At 39.2% G+C, this 17,302-nt stretch carries 16 protein-coding genes, 2 tRNA genes and 3 pseudogenes; 5 read left to right on the plus strand and 16 right to left on the minus strand.

Annotation, left to right across the window (positions count from 1 at the left end):
* Nucleotides 1-506 precede the first annotated feature (506 nt).
* Complete coding sequence (locus tag AAZO_RS16595; protein ID WP_041643323.1) at nucleotides 507-1,436, minus strand: RluA family pseudouridine synthase; 930 nt, start codon at nucleotides 1,434-1,436, stop codon at nucleotides 507-509.
* Between the two features lie 1,017 nt (nucleotides 1,437-2,453).
* Here AAZO_RS16595 and AAZO_RS16600 point away from each other — a divergent pair.
* Nucleotides 2,454-3,491, plus strand: coding sequence for a response regulator (locus AAZO_RS16600; protein WP_013192122.1), 1,038 nt, complete (start codon nucleotides 2,454-2,456; stop codon nucleotides 3,489-3,491).
* A gap of 17 nt (nucleotides 3,492-3,508) precedes the next feature.
* Here AAZO_RS16600 and cobA read toward each other — a convergent pair whose 3' ends face one another.
* Nucleotides 3,509-4,255 carry a uroporphyrinogen-III C-methyltransferase gene (cobA, locus tag AAZO_RS16605; protein WP_013192123.1) on the minus strand — a complete coding sequence of 249 codons (747 nt, stop codon included), beginning with the start codon at nucleotides 4,253-4,255 and terminating at the stop codon, nucleotides 3,509-3,511.
* Nucleotides 4,248-4,979 (minus strand): sirohydrochlorin chelatase, encoded by a 732-nt coding sequence (locus AAZO_RS16610; RefSeq protein ID WP_041643328.1) that lies wholly within the window; start codon nucleotides 4,977-4,979, stop codon nucleotides 4,248-4,250. Before AAZO_RS16610 ends, cobA begins: the two co-directional genes overlap by 8 nt.
* Nucleotides 4,980-5,018: 39 nt before the next feature.
* Between AAZO_RS16610 and AAZO_RS16615 the strand changes: the two genes are divergently transcribed.
* The gene (locus AAZO_RS16615; protein WP_013192125.1) at nucleotides 5,019-5,207 is read left to right on the plus strand and encodes a hypothetical protein; all 189 of its coding nucleotides are present in this window, start codon (nucleotides 5,019-5,021) and stop codon (nucleotides 5,205-5,207) included.
* 16 nt (nucleotides 5,208-5,223) lie between these two features.
* Here AAZO_RS16615 and AAZO_RS38900 read toward each other — a convergent pair.
* From AAZO_RS38900 to AAZO_RS16630, 4 genes and pseudogenes are all read right to left on the minus strand, one after another.
* Nucleotides 5,224-5,685: pseudogene (locus tag AAZO_RS38900) on the minus strand (GUN4 domain-containing protein).
* Nucleotides 5,625-5,999, minus strand: coding sequence for a hypothetical protein (locus AAZO_RS38905; protein WP_228371252.1), 375 nt, complete (start codon nucleotides 5,997-5,999; stop codon nucleotides 5,625-5,627). Before AAZO_RS38905 ends, AAZO_RS38900 begins: the two are co-directional and overlap by 61 nt.
* A 51-nt stretch (nucleotides 6,000-6,050) precedes the next feature.
* The gene (locus AAZO_RS38910; RefSeq protein WP_228371253.1) at nucleotides 6,051-6,389 is read right to left on the minus strand and encodes a protein kinase domain-containing protein; all 339 of its coding nucleotides are present in this window, start codon (nucleotides 6,387-6,389) and stop codon (nucleotides 6,051-6,053) included.
* Between the two features lie 180 nt (nucleotides 6,390-6,569).
* Nucleotides 6,570-6,950, minus strand: a complete 381-nt coding sequence (locus AAZO_RS16630; protein WP_013192126.1) for a DUF4359 domain-containing protein — start codon at nucleotides 6,948-6,950, stop codon at nucleotides 6,570-6,572.
* A gap of 124 nt (nucleotides 6,951-7,074) precedes the next feature.
* Between AAZO_RS16630 and AAZO_RS16635 the strand changes: the two genes are divergently transcribed.
* Nucleotides 7,075-7,147, plus strand: a tRNA-His gene (locus AAZO_RS16635).
* 244 nt (nucleotides 7,148-7,391) lie between these two features.
* Here the strand turns inward: AAZO_RS16635 and AAZO_RS16640 are convergent.
* From AAZO_RS16640 to AAZO_RS16660, 5 genes and pseudogenes are all read right to left on the minus strand, one after another.
* Entirely contained in the window at nucleotides 7,392-7,940 is a 549-nt protein-coding gene (locus AAZO_RS16640; RefSeq protein ID WP_013192127.1) for a peptidoglycan-binding domain-containing protein, read from the minus strand.
* Nucleotides 7,941-8,656: 716 nt separating this feature from the next.
* A complete protein-coding gene (locus AAZO_RS16645; protein WP_013192129.1) occupies nucleotides 8,657-9,727 on the minus strand; it encodes an LOG family protein in 1,071 nt (356 codons plus the stop codon).
* Between the two features lie 303 nt (nucleotides 9,728-10,030).
* Nucleotides 10,031-10,375 (minus strand): annotated as a pseudogene (gene trxA / locus AAZO_RS16650) (thioredoxin); the annotation flags it as partial.
* A gap of 339 nt (nucleotides 10,376-10,714) precedes the next feature.
* Nucleotides 10,715-11,878, minus strand: a complete 1,164-nt coding sequence (locus AAZO_RS16655; protein ID WP_013192131.1) for a GuaB3 family IMP dehydrogenase-related protein — start codon at nucleotides 11,876-11,878, stop codon at nucleotides 10,715-10,717.
* A 119-nt stretch (nucleotides 11,879-11,997) separates the two neighbouring features.
* Nucleotides 11,998-12,528 (minus strand): YdcF family protein, encoded by a 531-nt coding sequence (locus AAZO_RS16660; RefSeq protein WP_013192132.1) that lies wholly within the window; start codon nucleotides 12,526-12,528, stop codon nucleotides 11,998-12,000.
* A gap of 771 nt (nucleotides 12,529-13,299) precedes the next feature.
* Here AAZO_RS16660 and AAZO_RS30985 point away from each other — a divergent pair.
* Nucleotides 13,300-14,093 (plus strand): annotated as a pseudogene (locus tag AAZO_RS30985) (IS5 family transposase).
* 217 nt (nucleotides 14,094-14,310) lie between these two features.
* Here AAZO_RS30985 and AAZO_RS16675 read toward each other — a convergent pair.
* From AAZO_RS16675 to purS, 4 genes are all read right to left on the minus strand, one after another.
* A tRNA-Arg gene (locus AAZO_RS16675) sits at nucleotides 14,311-14,384 on the minus strand.
* Nucleotides 14,385-14,417: 33 nt separating this feature from the next.
* On the minus strand, nucleotides 14,418-15,515 hold the full coding sequence (locus tag AAZO_RS16680) for a tocopherol cyclase family protein (RefSeq protein ID WP_013192134.1): 1,098 nt from the start codon (nucleotides 15,513-15,515) through the stop codon (nucleotides 14,418-14,420).
* Between the two features lie 145 nt (nucleotides 15,516-15,660).
* Entirely contained in the window at nucleotides 15,661-16,335 is a 675-nt protein-coding gene (gene purQ, locus AAZO_RS16685; protein ID WP_013192135.1) for a phosphoribosylformylglycinamidine synthase subunit PurQ, read from the minus strand.
* A gap of 107 nt (nucleotides 16,336-16,442) precedes the next feature.
* The gene (purS, locus tag AAZO_RS16690; RefSeq protein ID WP_013192136.1) at nucleotides 16,443-16,721 is read right to left on the minus strand and encodes a phosphoribosylformylglycinamidine synthase subunit PurS; all 279 of its coding nucleotides are present in this window, start codon (nucleotides 16,719-16,721) and stop codon (nucleotides 16,443-16,445) included.
* A 166-nt stretch (nucleotides 16,722-16,887) separates the two neighbouring features.
* Here purS and AAZO_RS16695 point away from each other — a divergent pair, with 166 nt between their 5' ends.
* The gene (locus AAZO_RS16695; protein WP_013192137.1) at nucleotides 16,888-17,292 is read left to right on the plus strand and encodes a Fur family transcriptional regulator; all 405 of its coding nucleotides are present in this window, start codon (nucleotides 16,888-16,890) and stop codon (nucleotides 17,290-17,292) included.
* The last annotated feature ends 10 nt before the right edge of the window (nucleotides 17,293-17,302 follow it).

Here is a 17,302-nt window from a genome sequence, read left to right on the forward strand (position 1 = left end):
CTGCTTCCTTAAGTAAGTGGGTTCTCATTTTCTTGTCAATCATTCTGAAGGTAGAAATATGAGAATCAGCGGTAGGTTTATGAGAAACACGCAAATCTAATGAATTAGTTGCCGTGTTAAACTTTCGTTTGTTGTTCAACCCCTTCAGCTTATGTTTATACAATGCTATAGATCCATTATTTATTACAAATTATGAATAAATAAGTTATGCCAATAACAAAAGCCTCAAATCCTTTACATACAAGGAAGTTGGCTGAGGAAAGTTCCTTGCATTTGTTATAAAACTTGACATTTGCCTGACTTTAGAGTAGAATATAGGGGTTTAATATTGTTTTAATTTTTTCAAAAATCTCTATCAGAACTAAGTTTGACAGGTTTTAGCCGTATTTATGCTTTCAGCAAGTTTTGTTAAACAATCTAAAATTTACATTTCTAAATTTCCTAAATTTTTTTGAATTATTCCTGCCAGGGGTAATGGGAAGAATAATTAATTCTTACTCCTGATGTCACCTCTCACTTCTACGGCGCAAAACTTCCAGCAACGTTGTAAATGTCTGGGGAGGGGATGCAGTTACTTGAATCCAATCTCCAGAGATTGGATGCTGTAACTTGAGTTGCCAAGCGTGTAATGCGTGACCGGCCAAATTTACCCCTACTGAACGACCAGCACCGTAAACAGAGTCGCCAACGATAGGATGACCGATTTTGGCGCTGTGGACGCGAATTTGATGGGTACGTCCTGTTTCTAGCTGAAAGTGGATTAAGGTGTAGTTACTAAGCCTTTCTCGGATTTGCCAATGAGTAATTGCTGTTCTTCCCCCTTGTTCTGTAGGGACTATTGCCATTTTTTTACGGTCTTGGGGATGGCGACTAATAGGTAAGTTAATGATGCCACTTTCGGTTTTTGGTACACCATAAACCACGCCTAAATATTCTCGCCTTGCTGTTTTTGCTTGTAGTTGTGCTTGTAGGTGTTGATAGGCGATATCTGTTTTGGCGATCGCGATCGCACCTGTAGTATCTTTGTCTAACCTGTGAACAATTCCTGGGCGTTGAACTCCACCAATTCCCGGTAAATTGGCACAATGTGCCAATAAAGCATTTACTAGAGTTCCATCTAGATGACCTGGTGCAGGATGAACAACTAAACCTGCCGGTTTATTTAAAATTAATAATTGCTCATCTTCGTAAAGGATATCTAAGGGAATATCTTCTGCTACCAATTTTAAAGGTTGCAGCGAGGGAATTTCCACACAGATGCGATCGCCGACTTTCACATTTACTTTCTTTGATGTGCATACTTGATCATTGAGTAGGACATGACCCTGTTCAATTAACTGTTGAAGACGGGAACGAGATAAATTTTGTAATTCTGACGACAGATAGAGATCCAGTCGCTGAGTGTTTTGTGATACTAGGAGATTAATAACGGTCATCCGATTTTGGATTTTGGATTTTTGAGTGACCCCACGGATAAATCCGGGGAATTGTACCATTGGGGACTTGTACCATTGAGGAATTATTGGGTACAGTTGGTTAAATTTATATTACTCGATATGAGAGATGGTTACTAATTTTAACAACGGTTGACTGCTTAGTGTTATTCGCTGAATGCTTACAAGATAGTTACTACACCATAAACATCCTGATAGTTAACAACTAAGGCTGAAGAAAATAAAACTCAGACTATCTATATGAGTAGATAGGTAAGCAGAGAAGTACAGGTAATTTTAGTCTAGGTTTTTTTAAACATAAGATCTTAGTCCTATATATTCTTGTGTCCACGCATTTTTTTGATTGTGAGAGATTGCTGGTAAAGTATATTCATCATAAAGTATTTATTTCTACTCCTAACTTCAATTTTTTATATTAGGTTTAAAATACTTTTTTATTTCTCTGGTAAATGTAGAGTAACCTGAATTTAGTAAGTAATTATTGAGCATCTACTGTGTAGCTAGAAAAAATGCCTGTCTTTTAATTATTTAGGACTAAAGCTACATAACACACTCAATATATCTTGTAGGGAGAGTTAGATGGCAAAAAGTTGTTGATTGTTAATAAATCATCAAGTCTGAATCACTCGACTAAGATGCTAGCACCGTAAGAAGAACGTGTAAGGGTGAAGAGATGAACTTTTTTCTTCTGAACTCCTGCCTTTTGCCTTTTGCTTCCTACATCCTAAAGATCAACCAGATTAGCAAAAAGCACAGAAAATCGAGTTGACTTTTGAAATACTGTTTTCTGGCATAATTTTGGCTTTCTTGCTTGGGTGAGGGGTCTGTGGGGTGTGGGGTGTTGGGTATTGTGTGATTAGAGTAGAGACTTGCTATACTTGCCCCCATATAAACCGTTATCTTTATCTGGCAGTCAGTCCAAAAAGATCGGTGTGAATTCCCTACGGGTGATTCACAAATTCCAATGTCAAATTTTTATTTGAAATTAGAACCGTGGTAATGAAAACGCTTCCTATTAGTAGATACAGATTTTTCCAAAAACTGCAGCCCCTATCCCTCTTAAAAAAAATCACCAGTAAGTCCGTTACTGGTTGTCTACAGGTATTTAGCACCTCCGGGGCTTGGTCAATCTATGTTCAAGAGGGTAAGCTAATTTATGCCTGCTACTCAGAGAAGATGTTTGAGCCGCTATATAGAAACTTACAGCGGTTAGGTCAACACAATTCTACTCTTCCCATAGAGATTAATGAGCAGTTGCAGATAATATTTGAAAGGGGTGTCGACAACCAGACTATCCCAAATCCAGATTATTTGGCTATTTGCTGGTTAGTTAATGAGAGTTATCTTAGCCCCTTACAAGCGGCAATGCTGATTGAGCAATTGTCTTTGGAGTTTCTAGATTCATTTCTGAAAATAGAAGAAGGGAGTTATGAATTTATCCCAGAGAGTTTCCTCGATGATTTACCGAAGTTTTGTCATTTGAACTTGCGCTTATTAGTGGAAAAGTGCGAAGCGGGTGTGCGAATTTCTCCAGAGCAGTTTTGGCAATACAATGAGCCAAGAACACGCGCTAAAATTGAAGTACAGTTACCCCCGATTGGGAATAAACTACCTAATGGGGATAAATACAGAGACCAATACAAACAGATTTACTCAAGACCCAAAGACAAAAAGAACTACACTATTTTCTGTGTCGATGATAGTCCTCTGGTTCTAAATACCATGAGAGGTTTTTTAGATGAGCAAATATTTTCTGTAATTGGTGTTACAGATTCGTTAAAAGCTTTAATGGAAATTTTCCATGTTAAACCAGATATGATTTTTCTGGATGTGACGATGCCGAATTTAGATGGCTATGAAGTTTGTTCTTTATTGCGGAAACAGGCATCTTTTAAAAATACACCTGTGATTATGGTGACAGAAAAGGCCAGTTTGATAGATAGAGCTAAAGCCAAGCTAGTGAGAGCTTCCGGTTGCTTGACTAAGCCTCTTAATCAAGGTGATTTACTTAAAACTATATTTCAGCACATGGTTTAAATTCTTCTTGATGAAGACTACAGTGGACGGCATCCAGAGAGAATACGGTGCATTTTCACCACTGAACCAATAACTGCGATCGCAGGGGCAGTAAAACCTGTTTCTTCTACTTGCTCTACTATTGTTCCTAACTTACCAATTAATTCTTCTTGTTCTGGCCGGGTTCCCCACCTCACTAAACCTATTGGAGTCTCTAGACTCAAGCCAGCTAAACTTAACTGTTCCACGATATAAGGTAGATTGTGGATACCCATATAAATCACTATTGTTTCTGACCCTTGAGCGATTGCTTGCCAGTTTACCGCCGGTTTATACTTCCCCGCTGCTTCGTGACCAGTTACAAATGTCACAGATGAACTATACAGACGATGGGTTAAGGGAATACCAGCATAAGCTGCCGCTGCAATTCCGGCTGTGATCCCCGGCACAACTTCCACTATTATTCCAGCTTGTACCAATTCTGCCATTTCTTCCCCACCACGCCCAAAGATAAAGGGATCACCACCCTTTAACCTCACCACCACAGCATAATCTTGGGCTTTTTCAATCAGCAGATGGGTCGTTTCTTCCTGTAAGAGCGAATGTCTTCCCATCCGCTTACCTGCGTTGATTTTTTCTGCTTGGGGATTAATCATGGCTAAAATTGCCGGACTCACCAAAGCATCATAGATAACGACATCTGCACATTCAAGCAAACCTTTTCCTTTGAGAGTCATGAGTCCAGGATCACCAGGGCCTGCACCAATCAAATAAACCTTACCCAAAAACTTTTTCCTCTTCTGTTGCTAAATCCCAAATTACATCAGCTAGTTCTGTACTTTCTCCCAGAGGTGATGCTAGTTTAAACATCACTTCTGGAAATTGTAATTTTAGCTTTTCTACTGATTCTGCGATCGCATCGGTTATCCCACCAGTGAATAAAAAATATGGCAAAATTGAAATTTGCTGATAACCAGCAACTATCAACTCTGTCACCCTTGATTCTAAATTCGGAGATATAGACCAATAAGCCGCCACTACACCCAAATTCCTGGCCATAGTTTCTACAGGTTGTTGAGAACCAAAACGACGACTACCATGAGCTAAAAGAATTGGTACTTCTGCTTTTATACTAGCCATTGTGGGAGTCAACAATTTTTCTAAATTCCCATAACTACCTAAATATGGTTTAAGGTCAATGATCATATCTTGACCCAGTACTGCTTTTACCAGTTCTACTTCAGCGGGAATATCTATCATCACATGAACTCCTGCTACTAGAAACAAAGGTACAATTTTTAGGCTTTTATACCCCAAAACCAAAGCAGTTTGAGCAAAATCGTAAATTTGCTGATGTAAAGGATGAGTATTAAGCTCTAAAGTAGCTGTACCTACTAAATTTTCACTATTTGGGAATTTCTGACTTACCAGCTTTGCTAGTTGTTGCACAGCAATATCTGGACGCGGATCACGACTGCCGTGAGATACTAAAAGATAGGCAGATGGCATGGGCATAGAATCTAAAAGTTTAGATTAAGAGGTATTTATATGAAAGAATTCATGAGTGTTCTAGAAGGGTTAGTGGATCAGCTAACACTAGGTGCAATTCTAGAAATGCTAGAACCAATATGCCATAAAAAAGCTGAACATCTGAGAACTCATTGGAAAGATGGAGAATCCGCAAAGTTGTGGGATAAAGCCGCTAAACAGATAGAAAGTATCAACGTCGATATCTAAAATAATCTACTCCTGATCAGGCTACCGTATTTTCAAAAGAGCCGCACTCAGAGCATTTATCTATATGTTGCCAGAATTGAGTACCACCAACCCAACGATGTGAAGGTAAATTTCCTTTCTTCGGTGCTGAAGAAAGAATTAAGTTTTGGGTGGAAGAACTTGATTTGGTTATATCCCAGCCAATAGCAGTGCAAAACTCTCCATAGTCTCTGCCACAGCCTTCATAAATTTGTATTTGCACACTAAAACCAAAATTTTCTTGGCTATATTATCTCCACAACTGATAAATTATCTGTAAATCTTCACCAGGTAAGTTTTCTAAATCGCTACTAAATAGATATTTGCCCACAGGTTTAGATAAAGCGTGACACATTACCGCCCAAGTTTCTTCATCGGCTTTGTGCCATTTTTTAGCTTTCAGTAAATTATGCAACAAATCATGCAACTTTTGATAATCAACTCCTGCGGCTGAATACATTGTATTAAGCTTTGTTTAGCTGGTATTACTTGTATGAGCGCTGCTAAAACTTCAGTAGCAGATTGGTAACGTTGGGAGAGGGCATTGTACAATTGTTGATAAACTACTGTACATAAACGATCAGAAACAGTATTACCAGTAGGTAGATAATTTTGCCATACCCAGCGATCGGTCGTCACATCAAACAAATCAAAGGGAGAAACAGATTCCAGTTTACCAATAGTCATGGTAGAAGCTTGATGTAATAGTGCAGCGTTGTTGATTGGTGGAGGATATACAACTTCATTCTCTACAATAGAGGTATATCTTCGCATGATATTTGCTAGTTTAATCTCCCGGTGAATAACTTGTCGAGAATGAATAAATTACAGCACAGGCAATAAATCTTTGAGTAACTGGCAAATATGCGCTTCACCAAACACACCTTGGACTCGTAATTCCTGCGCTAAATTTTCTCCAACAATTAATTCCTGCACCAAATACAACTGATTTTCTTGTTCAAAGTGTGCTAGCAATTGGGAAATTTGGGAATGTTTTAACTCATCTAACCGCGCTGATTCTTGATTAAATAATCCCACGACCTTTATAATATTTTCCCTATTGGTATCTATAACATACAATTGCTTAATTACACATTTAGGTTTAGGTGGGATGTGTTCATCCATAGCCGAAAAAGTTCTGCCAAAACCACCGCTACCAACCAATTGGATAAAGTGGGAAATAACGTTCTTTCAGGAATAGTGACTGACCAAATTTAATACAAAATCGAGCAGTATCTGGATTTTGCGAATAGAGACAAGCAGTACAACAACTTATTGGTCATTAGTCATTGATCATCAAGAAAATTACTTCCCTATCCCCCTCATCTCCCTCATCCCCACACCCTATTGCTGTTCAGCTTTATAAGTATAAAAGTTGTCAAATGCTCCTACTGTTTCAAATTTATAACCGCGTATTAAATTATCAATTTTTAAATCCGTAGTGTAAATACTGAAAACAATATAATTCTGTCTTTTTGTCTTAGTAGCAATAACATCCCGCATTTCTGGGTTAACTGACTCCATCAACTGCTCACAATTAAATTGTATGAGATTTTGCAAGAAATGTGGTGTTTTTTTACACAAATCAGTTTTTAAGTAAGTTGTCAGTTTTTGTACTGCATATTCTTCGTATTCAGCCTGTTGTGGATTTCTCTGGGCCATTGTCACTCCCAAAACAGCGATTCCTACTGCTCCTACAGATGCAATCATAGTCCAGGCTTTCATATATTTTTGATTGTGATCTATTTATTCTCTACACTTTACAGATTACAAATCAATCAGATCAATTTCTGGCAAAAAAGTCTTGATTATTTTTCTAAGTCGTGCTAATATACTAAAATAGTAGATGGCGAGCGTAGCCAAGTGGTTAAGGCAGTGGTTTGTGGTACCACCATTCGTGGGTTCGAGTCCCATCGTTCGCCCTGTAGTTTCTGAAATAGTCTAAAACAAAATTAATGTGGAAGCAGATTGATATAATGGGTTTTCAGACTATTTTCCTATCAGAAGATAGGCTAAAAACCCAAGAATAGAATCATGAAATCCCAGATTTTATTATTCTATGCCTTTTAAGCCGGGGATGAAAGTTACTAGGGGCGCATTGACTACGCCTTTAAGAGTCAGCTTTTGGGCAACAGAAGAATCCCCATCTCTTTAAACTGGGGAGTGTCAAATTGACAACTCCCACCAGGTTTTTTGACCAACTATACCATCTACAAATAAATTATGCTGATTTTGAAAAGCTTTGATAGCTGCTTCTGTCAGCGGTCCAAATATGCCATCAACTCGAACACCATAGCCATTAGACACTAACAACCTTTGCATAATTCTCACAGACATACCTGCACTACCAAAAAGTAGAGTTGGCATAGCTTGTTGACCATATGCGGGGTATCGGGTTAATAGCTGCTGTTTTGTGGGGATATTATGTACATCAGCTAATTTATCAGAGATTTGGGACAGGTATTCTTGTTTGATTTGTGCTAATACTTTATCCCGCTTGATTGCCAGTGTTGAAATATTAGCTTCTTCTCTGCCATCTGTTTTCATGAATTCAGGTGGTGTAATTTGAGAAGTAGAATTTAATAGAGATAACTGACTATTTGTTGACTTCTGCACGCCATTTTCTCTAGGGAATGGTCGATGCTCCGGCAAATGGGGCAAAGTTGGTTGTGTGGTGCTTAACACGCCCGTCATTAGCAGGCCAAGTTCAGTCATTGTAGTTCATCTCATATCTTGCACCTATAAGGATAAACCAGGAGTAGACAAACAAAAACTGTAAAAGTATGACTCTCTCTCAAGAAAATTTTTTATGTATTATAAAGTTATTTATATTACGCTTGATTAATCAAAAATATTGATTAAATATTGAGTATTGGTTAAAAATAACTAGCAGCAAGCCCTATTTAGCAGATAATATGTATTGGTTTTTATAAGGGCAGCATTTATTCTGAAGATATAAATATTTATGCCTTTTATAATACCTGATTTGGCATAGATATATTTATTATTACTGGGTTAATATTTAAACACTTAGGGACAGTAACAGGAAATAATGTCTTGTTCAATTAAAGACTTATCATCAAGGCAGCGGGTGTAAGGCAGACTATGTGAATAGGAGAAGGATTTATGGCTTATACCAAGCTTCTCCATTGGAGTTCTGCACAGATGCGGGATGAGGAAATTATACAGCAACATTTTGTCCTTCATTGACCTGCAACACGCTGTATTCTGTTCGGTTGTTCACATTAGCATCCCGCTAGTACCGCAAGCAAAAGTCAAAAATCAAAAGTCAAAAATCTTATGGAGTAGGCTTTTCGTCTATTGTAAATGGTTGCTCTATTTATGCCATACTGTACTAGAGATACATATAGCTTATTTGGTAAGCCAGGAAAAACAGCAATTGTGAATTGGAACAGCAAAGCTAATAACGCTTACTTCCTTTCTGGATGTGCTATTTCCTCTGGAGAAGGAATAACTAATTGGTTAATTACTCCAATCATCTGATACAAACGTCCCAGGTCACGCTGATTAAAGTATAAAAGCAGACGGGGTAGACTAGATGTTTCATCTAGACCTTCTTGAGGTAATACTTGGCTTTTCTCAATTCTGCCTTTGACGAGAATGTCACTGAAGTTAACATTTAGCAGTTCCACCTCTGCATCTGATAACTGTTGTCTGAGACGGATCACTAATTGATCCCCTACATAGCGGCTAGAGTGATAACCCTGATAAAAATTGGTAATAGCATTGCAAGCCACTTCGAGGTTATCTGTGACTGTGTACAAATTGGGATCCTCTGGACTCACAAGACCTTTTGTCACCAATTGCTGATCAATATATTGACTCCAAGAATGCCAGTAATCACCACCAGGAGAATCAATTAAAACCAAAGGAATTGGGCCAAATTTGCCTGTTTGGCTTAATGTCATACACTCAAAAGCTTCATCCTGAGTCCCAAAACCACCGGGAAATAAAGCTACTGCATCACTTTCTTTGAGGAGAAAAAGTTTGCGGGTAAAGAAATATTTAAAGTGAATTAATTTGGGATCACCATCAATGATTGGATTTGCCTCTTGCTCAAACGGCAACTGAATATTTAAACCAAAAGAATTATCTCTGCCTGCGCCTTCTTGACCCGCGTGCATAATTCCACCACCACCGCCTGTAATCACCATAAATCCTAATTGACAAACGGCACGTGCAAATTGAACTGCCATTTCGTATTCAGGGGTTTCTGAGGCTAAACGAGCAGAACCAAATATAGTGACTTTGCGAATGTGTCGGTAGCCATGAAAGAGTTGGAAACCTCTTTCCATATCTGCTAGAGCAGCAGATACTATTTTCCAATCAAGACGCTCAACTTTACTATCAGCCAAACGCACTACAGTAGCAAGTGCCTGCTGGATAAATTGCCGATGTTTTAAGGTCGGTAAACGATCTATTAGTTCAGCAATATCAGCTTGGAGAGATTCTAGTATTTCAAACGAAGCTTCAGAGGTCATGTGAACTGCCACAACAATGGCATTATATTTTATCTAAACTCCAGTAAATCACAAACTTATCTCATCAGGCTGACTGATTGCTGATTGGGAAATTTTTGGCTCTTTTCTGCAACTTAACTAGTAAAGAAAAAACAGGGATGTACCCCTGGCAAAAGATACATCCTTAAGCTTTGCCATATCGCATTCTTGTGTAAAGCATTTTCAAGAGACGCAAAGGTTACGCCTCTGAAACTAATTTACAATTATTCACCTAAGAACTTTAGGCGATGGACAAATCAATGAAATTTTGCGGTCGATTGAGGTTTAAAGATACTTTTCCAAAGTGGTAGATAATGTGCTTTTGGGAACAGCACCGACAACCATATCCACTTTTTGTCCACCTTTAAAAATCATTAATGTGGGAATGCTGCGTATACCATACTTACCAGCAACTTGAGGATTCTCATCAGTATTAACTTTCACGACCTTGAGTTGACCTTCATACTGAGCAGCGATTTCCTCGACAACAGGAGCTACCATGCGGCAAGGACCACACCAGGGTGCCCAAAAGTCAACTAAAACCGGTAATGGGCTTTCGATTACTTCTTGTTCAAACAAATCATCCGTCACACTTGCAGCTGCTGACATTCCTAAAAACCTTTGACTATTATATTTATCAGTTTCGTGAAAATTCTACCATAGCAAAAACATCAGCTAGGGAGTGAAGGATGTACATTTGCAAAGAAGCCACAGCATTTATGCCTAATCATAAGGAACCGCCCGAACAGTAGTCCGGGCGGAGTGTGGTGTGAGGAGTGAACGGAAACATGCGTCTCCGCTATCTCTATTGTAGGCGACATCTGGAATTTTTCCAGTGATTGTTCAGGCTACTGGAAAAATTTTTCATTGCTTCCATTGCTCAGTTGTCAGTGGCAGTAGACAAAAGGCAAGAGGCAAGACGTAGGAAGTAATATATTATTCTTTCCTACACCCTAAATCCCAGACCTTTTATTTACCCATACCCAATTGTTGGGCTTTTTGGTAAACTTTGCCTTCGGTTAATAGGGAAGGAGCAATTACAACGTGAACTTGCTGCATTTCTTTGATATTTTTTGCTCCTAATGTACCCATGCTGGTTTTTAATGCTCCTAGAAGATTATGAGTACCATCATCTAGTCCGGCTGGCCCTGTGAGTATTTGCTCTAGAGTACCTGTGGTACCAACGCGAATGCGAGTACCACGGGGCAGTACTGGACTAGGAGTTGCCATACCCCAATGATAACCCCTTCCTGGGGCTTCAGCGGCTCTAGCAAAGGGAGAACCAATCATTACTCCATCAGCACCACAGGCGATACATTTACAAATATCTCCACCAGTGATTAAACCGCCATCGGCAATAATAGGGATATAGTTACCAGTGTCGCGATAGTAATCATCTCTTGCTGCGGCACAATCTGCGATTGCAGTTGCTTGAGGTACACCAACAGCCAATACCCCACGGGAAGTACAAGCAGCACCAGGCCCAATTCCCACTAATACCGCAGCCGCTCCTGCTTTGAACAAATCCAAAGTAACTTCATAAGTCACACAGTTGCCCAATATGACTGGGATAGGCATAGAACGGCAAAATTCTGCCAAGTCGAGAGGGATAATGGAGTCTGGTGAGAGGTGGGCTGTAGAAACTACTGTCGCTTGGATAAAAAATAAATCCGCCCCAGCTTTAGCTACAAATTCACCAAATTTACTAGCACCTACTGGAGTCGCACTCACAGCCGCAATGCCGCCTAATTGTTTAATTTCCTGAATACGTTTTTCAATTAATTCCGGCTTTATTGGTTCGGCATAGAGTTCTTGCATCAACGACACAAATTCATCTTTTCCCACAGCAGCAATCCGATCTAGAATCGGTTCTGGATCAGCATAGCGAGTTTGGATACCCTCTAAATTGAGAACTCCTAATGCTCCTAATTGGGATAAACGCACAGCCATCCCTATATCAACAACACCATCCATCGCACTAGCAATAATGGGGATTTCCCGCTCAATATTGCCAATTTTCCATTTAGTGTCCGCTAAACTGGGGTCGAGTGTTCTTTGACCAGGGACTAAAGCAATTTCATCAATACCATAGGCTCGGCGAGCCACTTTTCCCCGCCCAAGTTGAATTTCCACGCTTTCACTTTTCTCAAATCTGTTTAAGCTAGGGTATCAAATTGTGGGGATATTGGGTATCAGTTATCAGTTATAGGTGGTAATAGCCAGGACTATATATTTTTTTCTGCAACCTAGTTTTAATGGTTCTTTTTAGCCTTCTGGGCTCCTGTGTAACCAGTTGCTACCCACAAAATAGCTCTAGCTCCATCACGGATAGATTTTTCAATTGGTTCTGATCCTTGTTCAGAGGGCACTGATATGGCTTTGAACTCAATACCTCGACTCCCTAAAACAATCTCGCCAATCACACAAGCACGGCGCATATGAAAATCAGAAGTAATTAAATAAACGCTTTTAATGCCGCGTGCTTGCAAATCATCTACCAACGTAGTAAAATTAGTCAGTGTATCTACAGCTTCATAATCTAAATGTAATCGTCTGGGATCAACTCCAGATTTGGTAAATACTTCTTTTGTATATCTAGGTGGACTGCCACCACTAATCCATATTGGTATATTTGGATGCTTATTAGCAAAATTGGCTGTAAACTTCTCCCTTTCTAAACGTCTAGTAGAACCACCCAAAACTAACACAGCTTGTGGATGTAATAATTGGTTTTGCACTTCCTTATATCCCCACCAGACTAATAAGGGTAGGATAAAAGACATCAGTTGCAAAGATTTACCTGTAAACAGTAGCTTATTCAAGGCTCTATATGTGTATCTGCGAAGAACAGGATTTCGGTTAGAAATTATCTGGAGTAGAAAATTTAGCTAAAGTCCACTTAAATGAGTCTTTGGGATATTTTTATTTCGAGACGCATTTTTTGATCAGAGGACAATCCTGACTGCTCTCTTCGATGGATCATACTAACCTAAATTAGACAATCTATGATAGGGGTTCAAACCATTTATTTATTAAGTTGTTTTACACAATCATACGGAATAGATAATATAGATAAGATAAATGAGGAAATCCTTAAATTCTAGTATCTTCTTAGACAAAAGTAGACCTCTTGCAGAATTAATTTTATGTTATAATAGGGCTTGTCTTTCTTTTAGCCAAAAGTTTAGAGTTACACGGTTATATTTGAATTAGCGAGCGCAAAGAACAGCAAAAAAAATATATAAAGACAATCCAAAAGTCTCTATCATACCACAGAAACAATTTTGCAATAGGTCTAGTTTTGAAAAGCTGACTGCTAGATATTAATTTCATTATTCATTTAGCTTATAAGTACTAACATGAATTAATACTTACTCACAAAAACATTTGAGCTATCCAATCAATGAAATATTCATGGTCTAATTATGGTTATCACGATAGATAGAGTTAAATATTGGTTGAGAGGCTATTGATACAGTAAATGTAAAGGGGAGTAGAAAAGGAATGTTGGAAGGATAGGATACATAAAATGTAGTGTATTTACATAGCTACTGATGGAACGAAAGTCTTACCCCACAGACTTAACTGATATGGACTGGGAAATCCTGGCCCCATTGATTCCACCAGGCAAAGAAGGAGGGTATCCACCCACAACAGATATGGGTGAAATATGTAATGCCATCTATTTTCATTTGAAAACTGGATGTCAATGGAATATGCTTCCAGGTGACTTCCCGCCAAGGTCAACTGTATATAGCTATTACAGGAAATGGCAGGGCCAGGGGGTTTGGGAAAAATTCAACCATACATTGGGTAGTCAAGTTCGCTCGAAATTAGGTAAATCAACACAACCTACCGCGCTCGCTGCAGACAGTCAGTCGGTCAAAACTGACCAAAAAAAGGGGATGTGTATGGTTTTGACGGATGTAAAAAGGTAAAAGGAAGAAAGGGGCATACTTTAGTTGATAGCCTGGGACTTGTGTTGAAACTTGTTGTTAGTGAAGCGAATGCCCCAGAACGAATGCTTGCTGCCTATGCACTAATGGAACTGCTATAGGAACCCACAGAATTATTGGAAAAGGTCCAAGTTTTATGGGTTAATTCCGGTTATGACGGTGATAAATTTGCACTTGCAGTTTGGTTCCTGATTCAAGCTCATGTTGAAGTCATAGGACCTACTGAGTAAGAATTTAAAGTTTTACCACAACCCTGGGTAGTAGAAAGAACATTTGGGTGGTTTAACCAATATCATCGTCTAAGCAAGGATTATGAGCGTTTAACACAAATGAGGGAAGGGTCTATATATGCTCTTATGACTAGGATTATGCTACTTCCTCTTGTCTCCTAAACATTTACTTTATAAAGTATCTCTGATGCATTACAAAAATTACCTTGTGAGCAAGGCTATATCCAGTCAATATCTGATTGACACTCTCAGGTATATTGAAGACCCATATCACGGATAATATAGAAAAGACCACGGTGGTTAAAACCACTTCTGTCCCTTCCCTCTCAGGGCTAAAGCCGCTCAGTTTCCCACATACCGTGTATCCTGATGATTTATACGGGACTGGTGCGACTTGAACGCACGACCTGACGCTTAGGAGGCGTCCGCTCTATCCAACTGAGCTACAACCCCAAGTATAAAGCATATATAATTATAGCACTAGTTTCAGGAAGACTGCCAAATGTTCTCCCAACCATCACCGCCTATTTCCAATCCACACAGATTACTTTGTGTCTTAAGAAGAATTTTAGATTTGCTCCCAGTTAATTCTCGCAATTCTAAATCTAGTTTTCCCTCCATGGTGTCTCGGCAACAAAATGTGAAACCTTGGTTGGTTGGTGCGCGTAAGAGTGTACCTGATAAGTTAGTGATTCCTCTGAATTCCACTTCATAATTAGAGTTTTTAGCTTGCATTTGCCATCTTCCCCAAGATTGAATGTCCCAGTTTACCTGTGAGTTCCAGGGAACGAATTCATAAAACTTGCCTTGGTAGTGTATGCCAATCATGGCTACAGATTCCATCCACCACAATACACCACGTTTTCCTCCACCAGCAGTTAAAGCTAAGTCGGGTGTATCGTCAAAATAATTACAATTTAGCCAAAACCACTTTTGGGGAAAAGCACCACCCCAATTTTTTTCTCCGTAGGCAGGGACGTTGATAAATTCGTAAATTTTACCATTCCAGTCTATGAAACCGGAAGCTAAACCATGAGCCATCAAAATTTGCCATCCAGGTTCAAATATCTGCAAAAATGATAAGCAACCAGCGGTTGATTGCTGAATGCTATTTTGATTACCCCAACCGTAAATTGGTTTAATTTCATACTGCCAACGGCAATAATTACCTGTGGCTGGGTCGCTAATTATGCCTTGATTTAAAGTGTCTGTAGCTTGATAGCCTTGTTGAATATGATGTTCAAATTCGCTAGGAAGGAGATAGAAGGGGGTAACTTGTAAATTGGTTTTACCCCAATGTCCTAATGCCAACATATCTCGACTTGCCCAAAATTTATTGACATCGGGAAAAGTACGACATAGATATTCATCTTCTGGTCCAAGAACTTGGGCTGCACCACCACTGTAAGGTTTACCACCAATGGGATCTTGAATGGAGTACATGAAGGCAAAGGTTTGCCCTATATCGGGTAATGTAACTCTATAATACCAACCTTCAAAAAAACGCCGACTGCTACCATCCCAATGGTAGCCACTATGGGGTGTTTGGATTGAGTTGAGGAAATTTTCGGGAATACTAAACATACATAGCTTTTGGTTTTTTGCTGAACTAGCTACGAATCGAAAAGATGCAGGTAGAAAAATTAATTTTGTACTTGCTAAACTAACAACAACTTGACTAGCTAATAAAAACTAAGATACCCGACTTCTTTGAGAAGTCGGGTATTTTTTAAACTAAAACTGCTGCCTTACCCAACAAACTTTGAAATAACTTCAGACCATCGCTATTTCCTAATACGCTATCTGCTGCTCTTTCTGGGTGTGGCATCATACCTAAAACGTTGCCTTGACGATTACAAATCCCCGCAATGTTATTTAATGAACCGTTGGGGTTTTCACCGTGGTAACGAAATAATACTTGTCCGTTATCTTCAATTTCTGATAAGGTTTTCTCATCAGCGTAATATCGCCCTTCTCCATGAGCAATGGGTAAAGTGATAACTTCCCCTTGTGCATAACCTTGTGTCCAAGGTAAATTATTACGCTCAACTTTTAAGGGAGTGCGATCGCAAATAAAATGCAAATCCTGATTCCTTGCTAATACACCAGGTAATAATCCGGCTTCAGTTAATACTTGGAATCCATTACAAATACCGATGATAAATCTGCCTTGTTGTGAATGCTCAATTACTTGTTGCATTACAGGGGAAAAGCGTGCTATCGCTCCACAACGCAAATAATCGCCGTAGCTAAAGCCACCAGGAATAATCACCACATCTAAATCACTAATATCAGTCTCTTGATGCCAAACCATGCGTGTTGGTTGTCCTAGCAAATCTCTAGTAACATAAGCAACATCACGGTCACAGTTAGACCCTGGAAAAACTAAAACACCGAATTTCATAATTTAGTCATTAGTCATTAGTCATTAGTCATTAGTCAGGGAATAGGGAACAGATTATTCTACCCATTTCCCCCATCTCCCTAGTCCCCAGTCCCAAATTCCTAATGTCAGAACACTCCCGTTTGTGATTCCACTTCAATCAAATCAAAGCGATAATTTTCTATCACTGGATTTGCTAACATTTGCTCACACATTTGGTTCAGGTCTTGACGTGCTTTTGGCTCATCAGGTGAGATGATAGTGACTTCAATGTACTTACCAATACGTACCTGTTCCACGTTGTCGTATCCCATTTGTTTGAGGCCAGATTGTACAGCCACACCAGCAGGGTCTAAGACTGAAGGCCGAACCGTGACGAAAATCTTAGCTAAATATTTTCTTTGCACAGGCTTTTTGCTGAATGCTGCGATCGCTATCCTATAACTTTTATGCTCCAAATGACTGAAAATCAGATCACAAAGCAGTTACAGTTAATCTATCAGTGAATCAATAAAATAGCCTAACTATCCCTATTTTCAATCTAAAACCCCAAATCTAAAATCCCAAATCGGTATGAGAGCTATACGCACCCGCAGTCAAGACCGCATTTTGAACCTTTTAAAAAATATTAAACAAGGCATTTCCGCACAGGATCTCTACATAGAACTACGTAATCATAGTCAGAGTATGGGTTTAGCAACAGTTTACCGTTCACTAGAAGCCCTCAAACTTGAAGGTAAAGTACAAGTACGGACTTTGGCTAACGGTGAAGCCCTCTATAGCTTAACCCAGCAGGATAAACATCACCTCACTTGCTTACAATGCGGTCTTTCCATACCCATTCATCAATGTCCAGTCCATCAACTGGAAAACGAGTTAAAATCCAGTCACAAATTTAAAGTTTTTTACCACACCTTAGAATTCTTTGGCTTATGCAGTCAGTGTCAAGAAATTAGTCAGGGAATAGGTGACAGGTAGAAAGTCATTA

It is taken from the genome of 'Nostoc azollae' 0708, from assembly GCF_000196515.1.
Classification (GTDB): Bacteria; Cyanobacteriota; Cyanobacteriia; order Cyanobacteriales; family Nostocaceae; genus Trichormus_B; species Trichormus_B azollae.

Coding starts and splice junctions, on each gene's coding strand:
- AAZO_RS16595 (WP_041643323.1), bottom strand. CDS start 1,436: ATGACCGTTATTAATCTCCTAGTATCACAAAACACTCAGCGACTGGAT.
- AAZO_RS16600 (WP_013192122.1), top strand. CDS start 2,454: ATGAAAACGCTTCCTATTAGTAGATACAGATTTTTCCAAAAACTGCAG.
- AAZO_RS16610 (WP_041643328.1), bottom strand. CDS start 4,979: ATGCCATCTGCCTATCTTTTAGTATCTCACGGCAGTCGTGATCCGCGT.
- AAZO_RS16615 (WP_013192125.1), top strand. CDS start 5,019: ATGAAAGAATTCATGAGTGTTCTAGAAGGGTTAGTGGATCAGCTAACA.
- AAZO_RS38905 (WP_228371252.1), bottom strand. CDS start 5,999: ATGCGAAGATATACCTCTATTGTAGAGAATGAAGTTGTATATCCTCCA.
- AAZO_RS16630 (WP_013192126.1), bottom strand. CDS start 6,950: ATGAAAGCCTGGACTATGATTGCATCTGTAGGAGCAGTAGGAATCGCT.
- AAZO_RS16640 (WP_013192127.1), bottom strand. CDS start 7,940: ATGACTGAACTTGGCCTGCTAATGACGGGCGTGTTAAGCACCACACAA.
- AAZO_RS16645 (WP_013192129.1), bottom strand. CDS start 9,727: ATGACCTCTGAAGCTTCGTTTGAAATACTAGAATCTCTCCAAGCTGAT.
- AAZO_RS16660 (WP_013192132.1), bottom strand. CDS start 12,528: ATGTCTTTTATCCTACCCTTATTAGTCTGGTGGGGATATAAGGAAGTG.
- AAZO_RS16680 (WP_013192134.1), bottom strand. CDS start 15,515: ATGTTTAGTATTCCCGAAAATTTCCTCAACTCAATCCAAACACCCCAT.
- purQ (WP_013192135.1), bottom strand. CDS start 16,335: ATGAAATTCGGTGTTTTAGTTTTTCCAGGGTCTAACTGTGACCGTGAT.
- AAZO_RS16695 (WP_013192137.1), top strand. CDS start 16,888: ATGAGAGCTATACGCACCCGCAGTCAAGACCGCATTTTGAACCTTTTA.